This window comes from Metabacillus sp. KJ11-3 (genome assembly GCF_055808295.1).
This window is the reverse complement of the sequence record NZ_CM147865.1, coordinates 1,172,796-1,190,301: the sequence shown is the minus strand read 5'-3', so window position 1 is coordinate 1,190,301 and position 17,506 is coordinate 1,172,796. Positions and strand designations below refer to the sequence as shown.

Here is a 17,506-nt window from a genome sequence, read left to right as displayed (position 1 = left end):
TACGGATTGACCCTTCCTATTATACCATCTTTATTGAGCAGGCTCGAAAGTTACAATAACATCTTCCATATTCTCCATTTCATCTCTTACAAGTGTCATGATTTGGTTAGCCGAAGATGCATTATGCTCTTTTGCTTTTACAGTAATTTTCACATTATTCCCATCCGCACGTACAAGTGCATCGTCAAATCCTTTTGATTTAATTAATGTTTCAAGTAGCATTTCCTTTCTTGCTGCATCATTCAATGCTTCCATTTCATCATAAGCGTCGCTTTTCTCTGTTGCAGATGCATCATTACTTGCAACGATCGTTTGTAATTGCTCTTTTAACTCATTTCGTTGATCATCTAATTGCATACGAAGTTCAGTAAATAACTCATCACTTGAAACACTGGAGCTTGAGATAACAGTTCCATCTTCTAACTCTTCAGTCTGTACTTCACCTTCTTCACCAGCTTCAGTACCTTCAGTTTTTTCTGCTGTTTCATCTGTGTCATTAGCTTGGGATTCCTCTGTTGCTTCTGAATCTTCTGTTGATTCAGTAGCTTCAGCATTTTCAGCATCTGTCCCCTCTTCTTTCGCTACCTCCTGACCATCCTCAGTTTTTGCATTTTCACTCACTTTTTGATCGTCACCAGTCATAACAACATTACTTGATCCACCCTCCGGAGAAGTAACATAATATACAGATAATACCACCACTAAACTTAGCATTGTTAATAACCAAACCGTTTGCTTTTTCAACATCATCTATTCATCCTCCTTCATTTTTTTCGATGCTACAGCTACTCGGTGGCTGGGTACTCCCAGCACTCTCGTAACCGATTCTACAATGGTCTGTTTTATGTGAATGTTGTCTGCACCACCGGCAACGACTAAGACACCGCGAATCTCAGGCTTTTTAGTTTGAATGACAATGGGTGCCTCTTTTTCGCCATCTTGGATAATGACAACTTGTTCATCTTTTGAAGAATCCTCTACTTCACGTTTACCACCCTCACGATCTGTCTCTGTAGTTGTTTGGCTCTGCGTGACGGTGTTTTTTTCAACAATCTTCTTTGAGGTGGAATCCACATTTACAACGACATGTACCTCACCAACTCCTGATATTGTTTCTAGCACTTCCTTTAATTGATTCTCATATTCAGCTTCATAATCAGAGATGGAGTCAGTCTTTTCACCATTTGTCTGTTTGAATACCTCAGTTTCTTCATTTGCTGAGGTATTAGCGGATGTTTGGATTGAATTATGTGATTGTTCAGGACTACTTGTAAAAAGATTGCTTACTAGCATAAAGGCAACTCCTAGAACAAACACTAGAATAAAATAATGATATTTTGATGGTTTCTTCGAGTTTGACTGACCAAGAATGGCTTTAAGTTTATCTATAAAGCTTTCTTTATTGCTCATTTAATGACTCCTCCCCCTTTCCAGATCCAATGTGATTTTTTCTTCTTCGACTTCCCAAATTTTTGCTAACGAGGCTGCGATTACTTCTGTATGAATTTTATCTACAGTTTCATTTTTTGTTATGTCTTTAGATGTATCAATATTAACCGGCTCAATAACTTCCACTGTTCCATCCCCTGCTACTTCTGTTGCTTCATTTGGTTTTAAGATTACCTGGATATGTTGCAAATCCTTTTGAGAGGCAATGTCTCCTACATTTTCTGATTCGGAAAGAAGGATTGATTCAATCATCACATCATAGTTTTGCACCAGCTCCTCTTCTGCCATCGTTTTCATTTGGACAGCCATTTGTTCTAAAATATATGCACGTTGTGAGGCTTGTATTTCTTTTTTCTGAAATTCTATTAAATTTTTTCCGTTTTCATCTTCTGAAACCGCTTGAAGATTGAATTCCGCTAGTACGTCATTCATATCTGTAGAAAAAATTTTAAAAATCGGATTGATAATGACAATGATTAACAGTAAACTAATGACCATTTTTGCGTATTTTTGCATAGAGGAATTTGGTAATAAAAGGTCGATAACGACGGCCAGTAAAATAAAAACAATGATATTTGTTATCCATTCTGTTAGAAACGACACTTTATCTCCTCCCTTTTAACGCATCATGATTGTTAAATTACTGGCAGCGATAATAACTGTTAAACTTAAGAAAAACATTAACGACACAATAGCCAATGCAGCAAATATATAAATAACACTTTTACTAATGATGTCTAAACAGGAAATGACAGGTCCACCGCCAAGTGGTTGTAGGATTGCTGCTGCAAACTTATAGATTAATGCAAGAGATAATACTTTAATGGCAGGGAAAGCGACAATAAATAACAGGACCGCTACTCCAAGTACGCCAACCGTGTTTTTCAGTAAAACAGATGCACTGATCACTGTGTCCGTAGCATCTGTAAACATTCTTCCCAGGACAGGAATAAAATTTCCCGTAATAAATTTTGCCGTTCGGATCGTAATTCCGTCTGTTACAGCCGCCGAGGCTCCCTGGACAGATATGACACCTAGAAAAATCGTAAGAAAAGATGCTAATAAACCAATGCTTATATTCCTTAACAAGTTAGCAAGCTGGGTGACTTTATATTGATCTGTTAGTGTGCTTACAATATTCAAAAGGGCAGATAAAAATAATAGCGGCAACACAACATTCTGAATCAATAGACCGCTTGTATTCATAAGAAAAATGATGACAGGATGAAAAAATGCTGCCGAGGCTAGTCCACCTGAAGAAGCCATTAATGCTAATAAAAGTGGAATCAGTGCCAAAATAAAGTTCGTCATAGCATGGATCGCTTCATTTGTATACTCAATGGCCACATGAAAACTATTTAGGGCAATAATGATTAACACCATATAAACCAAAGCATATGCCACTTTGCTTACAGCACTTTGATTGAAAGCATTTTGCAATAACTGCAAAAGCATACTGAAAATTGTTAGTAAAATAAGTGTACCCAGTAATTTTCCATTCGCTATTAATTCATGAAACATAAATTTCAAAAAAGCTTTTATCCATTCTTGAAAAGAAAGTTCTTTTTCACCATTTAGGAATTGAAGAAGACTACCTTTTTGACTTTCAGGTAAAAATCCTCCGTATTTTGTCATTACCTCATCCCAATAGGTTTTGATATCTGAGATTTCGAGATTTTCAACCTGTTCATTAACAAAGGTCTCGGCATTTATTTCCAAATCCGAATTGGCTTCTTCTGATGTTTGCTGTGGAGTCGTGGAGGCTTGTACATTTATCGGGACTACTAGAAAAATAGAAACAAAGAATACGAAAGTAAGTATTTGCCGCATTCACACACCTCCAGCTTATTCAGCTTCTTTCTCTCTTCATTAAAACCACACTTCTTGATAAGAATGAATTATGTTCCTGGTATCATCCCTAGAACCGTCTCAATGATAACCGTTAAAATTGGGATAGCCATGGTAAGAATTAGAATTTTTCCTCCTAATTCAATCTTAGAAGCAATGGCACCTTGTCCTGCGTCTTTTGTAATTTGCGCACCAAACTCTGCTATATAAGCGATGCCGATTATTTTTAGGATTGTTTCAACATAAATCAAATTTACATTGGCATTCAGAGCAATCCGTTCAACCATTCGGACAATTTCATACACTTGATCAATTAAAAAAAGAAAAATCACACATCCAACAAATACAACAAGCATAAATGCAAAAGTAGGTTTTTGCTCCTTCACGATCAGGGCAAGAAAGGTTGCAATTAATCCTAGTCCGACAATTTGGATGATCTCGATAAAAATCGCCCCCTTACCCTTGAAAAAGAAAGACTGATTTAATCTTTTTAAATAAATCATCTACAATAGATGCCACCATAAACAAAATATAGATGAAGCCAATTAATGTGACCCATTGTGCATACTCCTTCTTGCCCATTTGATCTAAAATTGTGTGAAGGAATGCAACGACGATTCCTATCCCCGCAATTTGAAAAATGGTGTTTATATCTACGCCCATTGCGACAACTCCCTTTCACCTACATCAATAAAATGACTAATAACAACCCCGTTAAGACTCCCAAGCTTTTGACCATGCGTTCATATCGGTTTTGTCGATCAATAGCATCTGCTTCTTCTCTTTCTAAATGGGTAAGTGCGAGTCTAATATGCTTTTGCTGTGAAACCCGATCATGCTGACCAAGCGTTTCACCAAATTGTTTTAACACTTCATATTCTCCTTGTTTAAAAGCTGTTAAGCGCCATATCTCCTTTAAACTTTCCTCCCATGCACCCTTTACACTTGTGTGTCCTTTTAATAGCTTCTCAGCAAACTGTTCAAAAAAGCCTGATAATGGCTTCGGAAGCTGTTTTGAAATATTCTGTGTTGCCACAATAAGCGAGGTATGACCATACATAATCTCTGCCTCCAAGGATTGAAGGGCAACTTTTAGCTGACGTAGTTGTCTTGTTCGCTGACTTAAATGCTTTGCTGCCTCAAACCCGGCCCAAGTTGTAGCAATAATGATGAGGAACGCACCCATCCATTTGATCATTTACGACACACTTCCTTCTTTTAGTAAGTGTTTACCTTGATGATTTAGGATTTGCTGGACAGTTCCTGGACCATCTCTTCTTGATAATTCAAGATACCGGTCAAAAACATTTGCCTCTACCAACGATCTGATGCTTGGTCGATTCATTAATTCACTAGCTTTATATCCATGAACAGTAACAAATAACTGAACACCTGCATGTACAGCTTCTAAAACAGCTTCCGCATCTTCAGCAGTACCTATTTCATCAACCACAAGTACGTCCGGACTCATCGATCTGATCAGCATCATCATTCCCTCAGCTTTAGGGCATGCATCAAGGACATCCACTCTATCTCCTAATCTGTGCTGTGGTACCCCCTTAACACTTCCTGCTATTTCAGATCGCTCATCAACAATCCCGACTTTTCTTGAAGGAATATGTTGATAGCCGCTGCTAATTAATCGGGCAAAATCCCGCAACAAAGTGGTTTTTCCAGTTTGTGGTGGACCAATAATAAGGGTATTTAACCACTTTTGATGATAGACATATGAAACAAATGGTTCCGCAATTCCCAGCTTCTCTCTTGCAATTCGAATATTAAAAGATGTAACATCACGTATCACTTTAACTCGTCCATTTTCTGTAATCACCCGACCTGCTAACCCGACACGGTGACCACCCCGAACTGTGATATAGCCCTTTTTCAATTCATCCTCTAATGTATAAATTGAATAATGGCTTAGCTCGTTTAATAGATTGATTGAATCTTCATATGTTGTCATCGATGAGAGAAAAATGGGTTTCCCGGCTATGATGACTTCAACCTTTTTCAGGATACGAATACGAATTTCTTCTACTCGAGACAAACTTGCAGGATGAAGCTTTAAGATTTCTTTTCTTATTGATTCCGGAAGCATTTCTAGCAACTCTTTCATACCGCTTCCTCCTATTAACCTATTCGTTACTTTAATCTATGCATGCTTGACCACATTCATGACATAAAAGCCCGGAGATTTATTGTGAAACATATGGTTATTCCTCTATTTGTAGATTCCAAAGAGGATAAAAAAAACACCTAATCCAATAAATAGCAGTTTTGCATAAGACAGTTGATCGGCAATATGAAAAATCCCTATAGTCATCGTTACAATAAAAATAACCGGACCAACAATTGCCAATAATGAATTAATCGTTACTGCTTTTTTTACATCATTAAAAACCAACATTAAAATTGCAGCTGTTAATTCAATTCCTGCTGATAAAAAACGAAGACCTGCCATTGCGAATACTGTTGAATCAATATGTGAAAATAAACGTTTCATGTTGTCCTCCTAAAAGCATAAGTTTGTACACCATATGCCAAAGATAAGTATTTTAGACAGAAAAGATGGAAGAAGATAAAAACAAAATGAATGAATTTCTATCATGAGGTTTGTTACATGGCTATTTATTTTGGGGATAAAGGAAGAAGGCAATAAAAAAAGATGCTAAAAAAGCAGCATCTTTTTTTCAATAAAATCATTACGCACGTGATACGTAACTACCTTCAGTTGTATTAATAAGTAAACGATCACCTTGGTTAATAAAGAATGGTACTTGTACAGTTAAACCTGTTTCAAGGGTAGCTGGTTTAGAACCGCCTGAAGCTGTATCACCTTTAATACCAGGCTCAGTGTCTGTTACTTCCAACTCAACAGTGTTTGGAAGCTCTACACCGAGTGTTTCTGTACCAAACATCATAATTTGAACTTCCATATTTTCTTTAAGGAATTTCAATTCATACTCAATTTGAGATGATGGTAATTCAATTTGATCATATGTTTCTGTATCCATGAATGCATGCTGATCACCATTTGCATAAAGATATTGCATTCTACGAGTTTCGATTTGAGCTTTCGCTACTTTTTCACCCGCACGAAATGTTTTTTCTTGAACCGCTCCAGTACGTAGATTACGTAATTTTGAACGAACAAATGCAGCACCTTTCCCAGGTTTCACATGTTGGAAATCCATCACACGCCAAATGCCGTTGTCCACCTCAATTGTTAATCCTGTACGAAAATCATTTACTGAAATCATGAAATAGTCCTCCTAAGTTGGTAAATAAATAAGGAAACGTGAGCATTTCACTCATAACCTCATTCTTATATGTAAAGAACATGTCTTCCCTATTATAAAATAATAAGATCTTTTGGCGAATGTGTTAAAGACTCATTACCATTATCCGTAATGACTGTATCGTCTTCAATTCTCACCCCGCCAAGACCAGCTACATAAATACCTGGTTCAACGGTCACAACCATCCCTGGTTCTAGAATTGTATCAGATCTAAAAGATAAAGCAGGCCCTTCATGTACTTCCATTCCAAGACCATGTCCTGTTGAATGACCAAAATACTCACCATAGCCTTTTTCTTTTATGTAATCTCGAGTCAAAGCGTCCGCTTGCTTGCCTGTCATTCCAGGTTTGATACCATTCATTCCGCGCAATTGTGCTTCAAGTACTACAGAGTATATATTTTTCAGTTCATCACTCGGTTCACCAACAGCAAACGTTCTCGTAATGTCTGAGCAGTACCCTTTGTAGTATGCACCAAAATCAAGTGTGACAAAATCACCTTTTTCAATTTCTTTTTCACTTGCTACGCCATGTGGTAATGCGGAACGATACCCTGACGCTACGATGATATCAAAAGATGAAGAAACAGCTTCGTTTTTTCTCATAAAAAATTCGAGCTCATTCGCTACCTCGATCTCCTTTAATCCAGGTTTGACAAAAGTAAGAATATGTTTATACGCAGCATCAGCAATCTCTGCCGCTTCCTTTAATATCTTAAGCTCTGAAGGAGACTTTATCAAGCGTAACTTTTCTACTGCACCTGATACCGGGATAAACTCTGTATTTTTCAAGGCATTTTTATACGCTGTATATGTTTGATATGTAACATGATCTTGCTCAAATCCCAATCTCTTAATTCCCATTTTATCAACTTGAGTTGCAACTTCCTCAACAATAGGACCCGTATGTTGGACAATTTCAAAGCCATCTATCTCTTTTGCCGCTTGTTCTGTATAACGGAAATCTGTGATAAACACAGCTTTCTCTTCAGAAATAACAGCTATTCCAGCTGTTCCTGTAAAACCTGTCATATATCTTCTATTGTAACTACTTGTTATAACAAGCCCTTCAATAGATAACTCTTTAAATCGTTTGCGAATGTTTTCTAATTTCATGTTCTACTGCCTCCTATCTTGTCTTTTAATGCAAGAATGGCTAATTCATACCCTTTAAATCCTAACCCAATAATTTGACCGGCTGTAACGGGAGCTGTCACTGATGTATGGCGGAATTCCTCTCTTGCATGAACATTTGAGATATGGACTTCAATAACTGGAACAGTGATGCTCGCAATTGCATCCCGAATGGCATAACTATAATGTGTAAAAGCACCAGGATTGATCACAATGCCATCATACTGTTCATCCGCTTCATGAATTGCGTCAATTAAATCACCTTCATGATTTGATTGAAAACAAGTCACTTCACAGTTGAGCTTTTCACCAAATGTTAAGAGCTCCTTTTCAAGATCTGTTAATGTATTTGACCCGTAAACTCCTGGTTCACGTACACCTAATCGATTTAAATTCGGTCCATTTATTACTAATACTCTCATATATGATTTTACACCTCTTTTCATAAGCAAGGATGTTGTGCCTAAATGTGATGTGCACTTATATTATTAGATACGTTTTAAATTACATTAGAAAAACTTGGATTGTCGCCAAGTCCTAATAGCGAAAGCCTTAGTTTTTCTTATACTATCATCCTAAATTTATATACTTTTTGATCGTATAAAAAAGAATGTTCATCACATGAACATTCTACCATATCAAGCTATTGATTTCCTTAGCTTTCTAACCTGGTATTGAATTCTTTATAATCAAAGGATATCGAGTATCCGATAAACACCCCGTACAATATATAAAGACATATTGTTGTTACTATAGTTCCACGAGATAGTTCTAGAACAGTTTCTACATTTGGAAAAATTGGATTCAGAACAAAAAATACCAGTGCCCACAATGCGACTCCGTAAGCTAGACCAAGCCATACGCCATCGAAACGTCTTAAGATTGCATAATACACTAATGCTGCTCCAATCGAAATTAATCCTATAATAATAATACTTATCATATTACCAACAACGCCATCTTTCCAATTCCCTAATGCGAACGGTTGTAATATCAGGTTAGGACTTACTTCTGTGAAATTCAAAATGTAAGCTAGATAGGCCAATGCACTCCAAAAAACTCCTCCAATAAATCCAGTTACAATCGACTTCCCCATCACAGACATCGGTTCTTCCTTTTTATTCTGCTCTAAATCTGGTTGATCTTTTTTCTTTTTATCTTCTTCTTTATCTGCCAATTTCCAACACCTCCATTCTTACTATGTCCAATTTTTGCGTATGCATGTTTCCTTATAGATCTTATGGTTAAAATTTACACTTTTTTCACCCCAATCATGTCTAGTAAAAAAAAGCGTGGGTATAATGTTAGTATAGGAATAATTTCCAACAATACGTTTAAACTAAACGTTAGAAAAAGGAAAAATCACGATCATTTGTCCATTATTACCATCCAAATAAACAGTTTAATCGTCCCTTGTAAATTGCTGGCTCTTATAATGTTTATTTCTAAACATCACTGTAGAGGTTTCTTTCTAAATTCTGTATTATAGAGATAATAGCTAAACTCTGATTAAACATTGTTTACTTCCATAATAAGAATTAGATAGGTTGGTGTCACATGGCAAATGAAAAAAAACCTGCATATGGTGGGCAAGCTGTTATCGAAGGCGTTATGTTTGGTGGAAAACACCACTACGTAACAGCCATTCGTCGAACAGATAACTCCATTGATTATTTCCATCTACCTAGGAAAAATCAGAAAACGTTATCTTCTTTGAAAAAGATTCCTTTTTTACGGGGAATTGTCGCGATCATCGAGGCAAGTGCTAATGGGTCTAAGCACTTGAATTTCGCTACTGAGCGCTTTGAAGTTGATCCGGCGGATGACGAGCAGATGATTGAAGAACAAAAGAAAAGTGATTCAAAATTAACAATGTGGCTCGGCATTGCAGCAGTAGGGGTTCTTTCCTTTTTCTTTGGTAAAGTTATCTTTACGCTTTTACCTGTTTTCTTAGCAGAATTTTTCCGTCCCCTTATCTCTTCGGATTTCGGGCAAATTCTCATAGAAGGTGCTTTCAAACTCGCGTTACTTTTAGCATACATATATGCTATCTCATTTACACCTTTGATTAGACGCGTGTTTCAATACCACGGGGCAGAGCATAAAGTAATTAACACATACGAAAACAATCTAGAGTTAACAGTTGAAAATGTTCAAAGCCAATCACGATTACATTACAGATGCGGCAGTAGCTTTATTCTCTTTACTGTCATTGTTGGTGTTTTTGTTTACACACTTGTTCCGACAGATCCATTATGGTTAAGAATCGTAAACCGCTTGGCTTTAATACCTGTCGTACTTGGTATTTCTTTCGAAGTACTACAGCTCACAAATAAGGTTCGCCACATTCCGGTTTTGCGATTTTTAGGGTATCCTGGTTTGTGGTTACAACTCTTAACGACAAAAGAACCTACAAATGACCAAGTTGAAGTAGCAATCGCAAGTTTTAATGAACTTCTTCGGATGGAAAAAGAGACTCAGACATCCGCAGAGCAAATCGTGTAATTTGAGCGTATTTTGATTGGTATCTTTTCTTGGAGGTGGTCAGGATGACTCGTCGTACTAATTGGATCGTCATGGTTATTATTTTATTAGGAGTAATAGGTTTTGTCACAACCCTCGTGTCAGAGCCTCTATGGCTTTTAAAACAAATTGCAATCTATGCAGCAATCGCCGGGTTAATTTACCTTATTTATCGATTAGTTTCTAGAAGAAAAATGGGAAAAGAGCAATCTTCCTATTTAAAAGCTGCGAAACAATCCAAAAGACGTTTTGACGACCGAAGCAATAAAGGTTCAAATGTTCGAAACATATCTCAAGTAAAGAAAACAAAAAAAGCCTCTGCTATTAAAAAGAAAAAGCAACAACCTTCACATTTAACAGTGATTGAAGGAAAGAAAGGAAAAAAGAAAAACCGAGCATTTTTCTAATACGACCATTTTTTAAAAATTCGTTTGTTCGTCTTCGACCTAGCTCTATTAGAGCTAGTTTTTTTTGTTCATTTATTTCGAATTCTGTTGTGACAATGTTTTCAACAGGAATAAACACAATATCTTTTTCATGTCGTTTGGAAATATGTCTGCTATCATGTGCATCTTTCATTGTTTCAAATAGAGCATTAAACATATCAATTGCATTATGAATTTCTTTAGCGGGTCTTTCCTGTTCACTAGAACTCAATTTTATACCTAGAACAGGCCTTTTTTTGACATGTTTACTTTTTTGCTGGAAAAGCCAAATTGGAAAGTTACTAAGTACACCACCGTCAACAAAGATATTAACCCCTTTTGACGTTGTTAGTTTTACAGGTTCAAAAAAATAAGGGAGACTGCAGCTCATTCTCACTGCTTTTGCAACTGAAAAAGATAATGGTTCGATTCCATATTTAAGAAGATCATCAGGCAACACGATTAAACGACCATTTGTTAAATCTGAGGCAACCACTCTTAAACTTCCTACCGGCAAATCCGCAAATGTAGAAATCCCTTTGTTTTTTAACTTTTGACAGATCCACTCTTCCAGTTTGACTCCACGATATAAACCCAAATTCCAATAGAGTGAAATCCATTTTGTAAATGGGAGCGGTAGAAATGATTTTCGGGCATCTAATAACATTTTCAGGTCTAATTCGTCCATCATTTCTAAAATTTCATCACTTTTATAACCAGCCATGACAAACGCACAAATGATAGATCCTGCACTTGTACCTGCAAGACGTTTAAACTCGAACCCGCTCTTTTCAATCGCCTCATATGCTCCAATTAGAGCAAATCCCTTTATTCCGCCACCTGAAAATACTCCATCAATTTGCATATCTCCTCACCTTCCTCCTTTATAGTGTAAGAGATGGGGTGGAAAAATAGACCAATCGAATTATCATTAGAAAGCAATTTGGTTTCGATATTACTTGAAGGAAAAAATAAAAAACTCCCGCAACTTGGAGTTTTTTTAAAATAATAATCTGTAATTTTTCTACTGTTTCATTTTTGGATCCAGAACATCTCGTAATCCATCTCCCATTAAATTAAAACCTAAAACGGTTAGCATAATGGCTAAACCTGGAAAGAACAAGGTCCAAGGAGCCTTGCATAAGGTATTGCTTTGAATCTGATAACATTTTTCCCCATTCCGGATTTGGCGCTTGAGCTCCTAAGCCGAGGAAACCAAGTGCTGCTGCTTCAATAATAGCTGTTGCAATGGCTAATGTCCCCTGCACAATAATTGGTGTCATACTGTTCGGTAAAATATGCCGAAAAAGAATTCTATTGTCCCGCATCCCTATTGCTTTTGCTGCCATTATGTATTCCTCCTGTTTGACACTCAGTACTTTTGATCGTACAAGTCGACCAAAATTCGGAATATTAATGATAGCGATTGCAATTAGTGCATTTTGCAAGGATGGTCCAAGAATAGCTACAACTGCAATAGCTAGCAATATACTAGGAAATGCTAACATAATATCAAATATCCTTGAGATGATTGTATCAACCCATTTTCCGTAATAACCTGCAATAATACCAAGAAACGTACCAATTATCGCAGACCCTAATACTGAAAAGAAACCGACCCATAGAGATATTCTTGCACCGTAAAGAACGCGGGAAAAAATGTCTCTACCAAAATCGTCAGTCCCAAACCAGTGTTCATTAGACGGGGCTAGTAATCGTTTAGACAGTTCTTGGTCTTTAAAACCATATGGAGCAATAATAGGGGCTAGTAATGCCAGGATAAGGAAAAAAATCACAAGTCCTAATCCAACTAAGGCTAATTTATTTTTACAAAAGGTTTGCCACGCCTCTTTCCATGGTGGTGTAACCTGTTCTTCTGCTAACTTATTCAAAGTATGAGGTTTATTTTTCGCAACCTCTGCCATTGATATCCCCCCTTTTCGTTATTGATGATATTTAATTCGCGGATCGATAACGGCATATAATAGATCAACGACTAGATTAATCAAAACAAAAATCGCTGCGATCATTAAAATTCCTGATTGAATAACCGGGTAATCACGGTAACTGATGGCATCATAGAGATAACGTCCAATACCAGGCCACCCGAAGATTGTTTCAGTCAAAATTGCTCCACCTAAAAGGAGACCTGTCTGCAGCCCAATAACTGTTAAAACGGGTATAATGGCATTTTTTAAAGCATGTTTATATACAACCCAAAACATGTTTAATCCTTTTGCTTTCGCAGTGCGGATATAGTCTGATTTCATTACTTCAAGCATGGTAGAACGTGTCATTCTTGCGATAATAGCCATTGGAATGGTAGCAAGGGCAAGGCTGGGAAGAATCAAGTGTTGAATAACCTGTACAAACTGATCTGCTCTACCTTGAAGAAGTGTATCCACCATATAAATATTCGTTATCGCCTCAACAGGATTTCTTACATCTTCCCTTCCTGTTGACGGTAACCATCCTAATTCAATCGAAAACACCCATTGCTCCATTAAACCAAGCCAGAATATAGGCATTGACACACCGATTAATGCTAAAACCATCGCAAGATAATCAAACCAAGAATTTGAAAACCACGCACTGATAATCCCTGCATTGACTCCAATAAAGATCGCAATAATCATCGCTACAAGTGTAAGTTCAATGGTTGCAGCCAGATATGGCCATATTTCCTCATTTATCGGCCCTCTTGTCCGTAATGATGTACCAAGATCACCCGTAAAAAGGGCTTGTAAATAATCGACATATTGGATAAACCATGGTTTATCTAATCCTAATTCTTTTGTTAATGTAGCAATCGCCTCTTTTGTAGCCTTTTGTCCAAGGATGACCTGTGCCGGGTCACCGGGAATTGCCCGAATAATGGCAAACACAACCAATGTCATTCCAAACAAAACAGGTATGAGTGAAAACAGTCGACGAACGGTATAGATCAACATATGCTCACCTCTTTTTTATTAACATGTAGGTTTAGGTATTTTAACGCCCCCTTTTTATAGAGGAGAAAGAAATCAACTAGCTAGACTTAAAGTAATGTTCACATAGGGACTACGTTTACTAGGAGAGAAAAGTATGTCAATGCAATTTTTTCAGGCGATATAAGGGAGACTATGTCTCCCCCTTTAACAACCTTATTTAAATTCAACTTTTGTCAACGCTTCTGAGCCGGTAGGATGTGGGAAGTAATTAACAATATCACTTGTTCCAGCTAATAAAGGTGTAGAGTGAACAAGTGGAACCCAAGGTGCATCTTCATGAATAATTTCTTGTGCCTGCTTATATAATTCATTTCGTTTATCTTGTTCTGTCTCTTTTTGAGCATTTATTAACACATCATGAAGTTCATCATTACTATAGTAAGAATAGTTGTTGCTTCCGATACTATCTTTATCTAAGAGGGTATATAAGAAGTTATCAGGATCACCATTATCACCGGTCCAGCCTAACATGTATGCATCAAATTCCCCTTTTGCTGCTTTTTCCAGGTATGTTGCCCAATCAGCTGACTGAATTTCAGCTTTAACGCCAATTTCCGCAAAAGATGCTTGAATAACCTCCGCAACCTTCATTCCTTCCGGCATATAAGGTCTTGCTACCGGCATAGCCCATAAGTCCATGTCAAATCCGTCTGGATACCCAGCTTCAGCCAACAACTCTTTCGCCTTTTCTAAATCATAAGAATAGTCTTCAATTTCATTGTTATATCCTTCAATTGAAGGCGGCATTGGATTCTTTGCTGCCTCCGCTTTTCCACCATAAAACGCATCAATTATTCCTTGCTTATCAATCGCATAGTTTAACGCTTGGCGGACAAGCTTATTATCAAATGGTGGTCGATTTGTCGTAAAACCTAAGTATCCAACATTCATAGATGGTCGCTCAATTAATTGTAATTGATCATGATTAGTGACGGTCGCTTCATCAGAATTATTCACTCCATCCATTAAATCAATTTCTCCGTTCGTTAAAGCATTTAACCTTGCCGTATTTTCAGGAATAACTCTGAATATTACTTGATTTAACTTTGGGAATCCTTCCATCCAGTAGCTTTCATTTTTTTCCAAAACAATTCGGTCATTCTGCTTCCATTCTACAAATTTAAACGGACCTGTACCGACTGGATTTTTCCTGAAATCATCACCATGTTCCTCAACAGCTGTTGGACTCGCAATGCCAAATGGAGACATGGCTAAATTTTTTAGAAATGGAGCTTGGGGACGGTTAAGTGTAAATTCAACTGTATACTCGTCTAGAGCTTTAACCTCTTTAATGACATGGCCTTCTTCTCCCTTAAATCCGCCGAACATCGTGTAGTAAGGAAAATCGTCTGCATTCCCACTCATCCACCGATTAAAGTTAAATACAACAGCATCCGCATTAAAATCTGTCCCATCATGGAACTTCACACCCTGACGGAGCTTTAAGGTGTAAGTTAATGCATCATCAGACACCTCCCACGATTCGGCAAGGCCAGGATGTAAGGTCGTATCTTGCTCACCATACTCAAGTAGTGTTTCAAAAATATTTTCCGTTACTTTAAAGGTTTCTCCCTCTGTTGTTGTAATAGGATCCAGTGATGTAGAATCCCCTCCACGCCCAAATACCAGTGTGTCTTTTTTGGTTTCCGTATTGTTTGAAGGCTGTTCTTCTCCACCCGTTTCTTGATTTGAATTTCCACTACATCCAACTAGCAGCATGCTTAGTGCTAACAATGAAACTAGTAACCACTTCATATTCTTTTTCATTTCCATTTCATACCCCCATTAATTATTTATCATCAATGCTGCTAGTCAGCGATTGTATAGATGACAAGCAACAAAATGACCAGCAATGTTTTGATCATTAGGTCTAATTGATTTACAAATGTCCATACCTTCTGTACACCGTGTATGAAAGGCACATCCTGAAGGCGGATTTGAAGGACTTGGCATTTCTCCCGATAAAGGAACGTTATGACGAATAACATCAGGATCAGCAATTGGAACTGCAGACAACAGTGCTTTTGTATATGGATGCATAGCCTTTTTATAAAGTTCCTCACTATCTGCTAATTCAATCAATCTACCTAAATACATCACTCCTACCCTGTCACTTATATGACGAACAACACCAAGGTCATGTGCAATAAAAATATAGGTAAGTTGGAATTCTACCTGAATATCTCTCATCAGGTTTAATACTTGAGCCTGAATTGATACATCCAAAGCTGAAACAGGCTCATCCGCAATAATTAATTTTGGTTTTGTCATAAGGGCCCTTGCTATCCCAATTCTTTGTCGTTGTCCACCGCTAAACTGGTGTGGATACCTTCTAGCATGGTGACTACTCAAGCCGACAATTTCCAACATCTCATTTACCCTTTTCTTTCTTTCCTCCTTTGTCCCTATTCGATGGACAATCAATGGCTCTTCCAAAATTTTTTCAATCGAGTGTCTTGGATTTAAGGAGGCATACGGATCTTGAAAAACCATTTGGATATCTCTCCGTACCTTTCTTAATTCATTTTTTGTCATTTTCGTAATCTCTTTATCTTCAAATACAATCCTTCCATCACTTGCCTCTATTAATCTCATTAGGAGACAGCCAGTAGTTGATTTCCCGCAGCCACTTTCTCCAACAATGCCTAAAGTCTCTCCTTTTTTCACATAGAAGGATAGATCATCAACTGCCCTCACTTCTCCCGTTTGTTTCCCTAGTAATCCATTATTGATCGGGAAGTTTTTTTCAATCCCTCAACTTGAAGAAGAAATTCTGTCATTTTTATCAACCTCCCCACTCTTTTTATGCAAAAAGCACCGCACATTATGTCCTTCCTTCATCATTTTATATAAGCTTGGCACTTCTTCTAGGCATTCACCATATGCATCGTCACATCGCGGGGCAAAACGACATCCTTGATGTGAACTGCCATGACTCTGAATTTGGCCAGGTATACTATATAAGCGTTTTATTTTCCCTCTTATATCAGGGATGGATTTTATTAACCCCTTGGTATATGGGTGCTTAGGATCCTTTAAAATAGTCTTAACATCACCTTGTTCAACAATTTGGCCTGAATACATGACAAGTACCCGATCACAAATCTCTGCAACTACACCCAAATCATGTGTGATGAAAATAATCGAGGTATTCATGTTTGTATTTAGTTCTTTCATAAGTGTTAAAATTTGCGCTTGAATCGTAACATCAAGAGCTGTCGTGGGCTCGTCTGCTATTAAGACACGGGGATTACAAGCCATCGCCATAGCGATCATCACTCTTTGTCGCATTCCGCCGGATAGTTGGTGCGGATACTCTTTTATTATTTCTTCTACTCTAGGAATTCCTACTAATTTCAACAATTCAATTGCTTTCGTTTTGGCTCCCTTTTTTGTTACATCAGTATGTAATCGAAGTACTTCTGTTAATTGATTTCCAATTGAAAACAAAGGATTTAACGAGGTCATTGGTTCTTGGAAAATCATTGATATTTGATTTCCTCTAATCTTTCTCATCTTTTTCTCGTTTAGCTTGATCAAATTTTTTCCCTCAAACAAAATTTCACCATTTTCGATCAACCCTGGAGGACTTGGAATTAACCCCATTGCGGCTAATGATGTTACACTCTTTCCACTACCAGACTCTCCGACAATCCCTACTATTTCTCCCTTGTATAAATCAAAACTAATATCCTTTACAGCCGGCACTACCTTTTTTTCAGATCTAAATGATACACTTAAATTTTTTATTTGAGTATTGGTTGTTTACTCAATTTCTCACCACCATTATTTTATTAAAATGATAAACTATTAAAATATAATGAAAGTACTGAATATTA

Annotated in this window: 18 protein-coding genes and 3 pseudogenes; 2 read left to right on the top strand and 19 right to left on the bottom strand. The window is 37.3% G+C overall.

From position 1 onward, the window contains the following. Positions 1-30 precede the first annotated feature (30 nt). The 13 genes from AC0L8O_RS06155 to AC0L8O_RS06095 all read right to left on the bottom strand — a co-directional run bounded on the left by AC0L8O_RS06155 (position 31) and on the right by AC0L8O_RS06095 (position 8,834). Positions 31-750, bottom strand: a complete 720-nt coding sequence (locus AC0L8O_RS06155) for a SpoIIIAH-like family protein (protein ID WP_473446984.1) — start codon at positions 748-750, stop codon at positions 31-33. After that, the gene (gene spoIIIAG, locus AC0L8O_RS06150) at positions 751-1,410 is read right to left on the bottom strand and encodes a stage III sporulation protein AG (protein ID WP_473446983.1); all 660 of its coding nucleotides are present in this window, start codon (positions 1,408-1,410) and stop codon (positions 751-753) included. It abuts the gene before it with no gap. After that, positions 1,411-2,052: a stage III sporulation protein AF gene (gene spoIIIAF / locus AC0L8O_RS06145; protein WP_473446982.1), complete on the bottom strand. Its 642-nt coding sequence runs from the start codon at positions 2,050-2,052 to the stop codon at positions 1,411-1,413. Between the two features lie 15 nt (positions 2,053-2,067). After that, a complete protein-coding gene (gene spoIIIAE, locus AC0L8O_RS06140; protein ID WP_026558846.1) occupies positions 2,068-3,279 on the bottom strand; it encodes a stage III sporulation protein AE in 1,212 nt (403 codons plus the stop codon). 68 nt (positions 3,280-3,347) lie between these two features. Next, complete coding sequence (spoIIIAD, locus tag AC0L8O_RS06135) at positions 3,348-3,746, bottom strand: stage III sporulation protein AD (RefSeq protein WP_026558845.1); 399 nt, start codon at positions 3,744-3,746, stop codon at positions 3,348-3,350. Between the two features lie 7 nt (positions 3,747-3,753). Further along, complete coding sequence (gene spoIIIAC / locus AC0L8O_RS06130; RefSeq protein ID WP_026558844.1) at positions 3,754-3,960, bottom strand: stage III sporulation protein AC; 207 nt, start codon at positions 3,958-3,960, stop codon at positions 3,754-3,756. A gap of 19 nt (positions 3,961-3,979) precedes the next feature. Further along, positions 3,980-4,495 carry a stage III sporulation protein SpoIIIAB gene (gene spoIIIAB / locus AC0L8O_RS06125; RefSeq protein WP_473446981.1) on the bottom strand — a complete coding sequence of 172 codons (516 nt, stop codon included), beginning with the start codon at positions 4,493-4,495 and terminating at the stop codon, positions 3,980-3,982. Further along, the gene (gene spoIIIAA / locus AC0L8O_RS06120) at positions 4,496-5,413 is read right to left on the bottom strand and encodes a stage III sporulation protein AA (RefSeq protein WP_473446980.1); all 918 of its coding nucleotides are present in this window, start codon (positions 5,411-5,413) and stop codon (positions 4,496-4,498) included. It abuts the gene before it with no gap. Positions 5,414-5,518: 105 nt separating this feature from the next. Continuing rightward, positions 5,519-5,800, bottom strand: a complete 282-nt coding sequence (locus AC0L8O_RS06115; protein ID WP_078432638.1) for a YqhV family protein — start codon at positions 5,798-5,800, stop codon at positions 5,519-5,521. Between the two features lie 199 nt (positions 5,801-5,999). Next, positions 6,000-6,557 (bottom strand): elongation factor P, encoded by a 558-nt coding sequence (gene efp / locus AC0L8O_RS06110; protein ID WP_078432637.1) that lies wholly within the window; start codon positions 6,555-6,557, stop codon positions 6,000-6,002. A gap of 92 nt (positions 6,558-6,649) precedes the next feature. Beyond that, entirely contained in the window at positions 6,650-7,711 is a 1,062-nt protein-coding gene (locus AC0L8O_RS06105) for a M24 family metallopeptidase (RefSeq protein ID WP_473446979.1), read from the bottom strand. After that, positions 7,708-8,151, bottom strand: coding sequence for a type II 3-dehydroquinate dehydratase (gene aroQ / locus AC0L8O_RS06100; RefSeq protein ID WP_473446978.1), 444 nt, complete (start codon positions 8,149-8,151; stop codon positions 7,708-7,710). Before aroQ ends, AC0L8O_RS06105 begins: the two co-directional genes overlap by 4 nt. Before the next feature lie 233 nt (positions 8,152-8,384). Continuing rightward, complete coding sequence (locus AC0L8O_RS06095; RefSeq protein ID WP_473448695.1) at positions 8,385-8,834, bottom strand: YqhR family membrane protein; 450 nt, start codon at positions 8,832-8,834, stop codon at positions 8,385-8,387. Between the two features lie 452 nt (positions 8,835-9,286). Between AC0L8O_RS06095 and AC0L8O_RS06090 the strand changes: the two genes are divergently transcribed. Both AC0L8O_RS06090 and AC0L8O_RS06085 read left to right on the top strand, forming a co-directional pair. Next, positions 9,287-10,234: a DUF1385 domain-containing protein gene (locus AC0L8O_RS06090; protein WP_264144358.1), complete on the top strand. Its 948-nt coding sequence runs from the start codon at positions 9,287-9,289 to the stop codon at positions 10,232-10,234. A 44-nt stretch (positions 10,235-10,278) separates the two neighbouring features. Continuing rightward, positions 10,279-10,659: an SA1362 family protein gene (locus AC0L8O_RS06085; protein ID WP_026558835.1), complete on the top strand. Its 381-nt coding sequence runs from the start codon at positions 10,279-10,281 to the stop codon at positions 10,657-10,659. On the opposite strand, the pseudogene AC0L8O_RS06080 reads toward AC0L8O_RS06085, so the two are convergent. From AC0L8O_RS06080 to AC0L8O_RS06055, 6 genes and pseudogenes are all read right to left on the bottom strand, one after another. Further along, positions 10,656-11,542 (bottom strand): annotated as a pseudogene (locus AC0L8O_RS06080) (patatin-like phospholipase family protein). The gene AC0L8O_RS06085 and the pseudogene AC0L8O_RS06080 overlap by 4 nt on opposite strands. Before the next feature lie 159 nt (positions 11,543-11,701). Continuing rightward, positions 11,702-12,602: pseudogene (gene nikC, locus AC0L8O_RS06075) on the bottom strand (nickel transporter permease). 18 nt (positions 12,603-12,620) lie between these two features. Next, positions 12,621-13,628: an ABC transporter permease gene (locus tag AC0L8O_RS06070; protein ID WP_473446977.1), complete on the bottom strand. Its 1,008-nt coding sequence runs from the start codon at positions 13,626-13,628 to the stop codon at positions 12,621-12,623. Positions 13,629-13,820: 192 nt separating this feature from the next. Further along, positions 13,821-15,434, bottom strand: coding sequence for an ABC transporter substrate-binding protein (locus AC0L8O_RS06065; protein WP_473448693.1), 1,614 nt, complete (start codon positions 15,432-15,434; stop codon positions 13,821-13,823). A gap of 45 nt (positions 15,435-15,479) precedes the next feature. Continuing rightward, positions 15,480-16,447 (bottom strand): annotated as a pseudogene (locus tag AC0L8O_RS06060) (ABC transporter ATP-binding protein). Further along, the gene (locus tag AC0L8O_RS06055; protein WP_473446976.1) at positions 16,422-17,375 is read right to left on the bottom strand and encodes an ABC transporter ATP-binding protein; all 954 of its coding nucleotides are present in this window, start codon (positions 17,373-17,375) and stop codon (positions 16,422-16,424) included. Before AC0L8O_RS06055 ends, AC0L8O_RS06060 begins: the two are co-directional and overlap by 26 nt. Positions 17,376-17,506 lie beyond the last annotated feature (131 nt).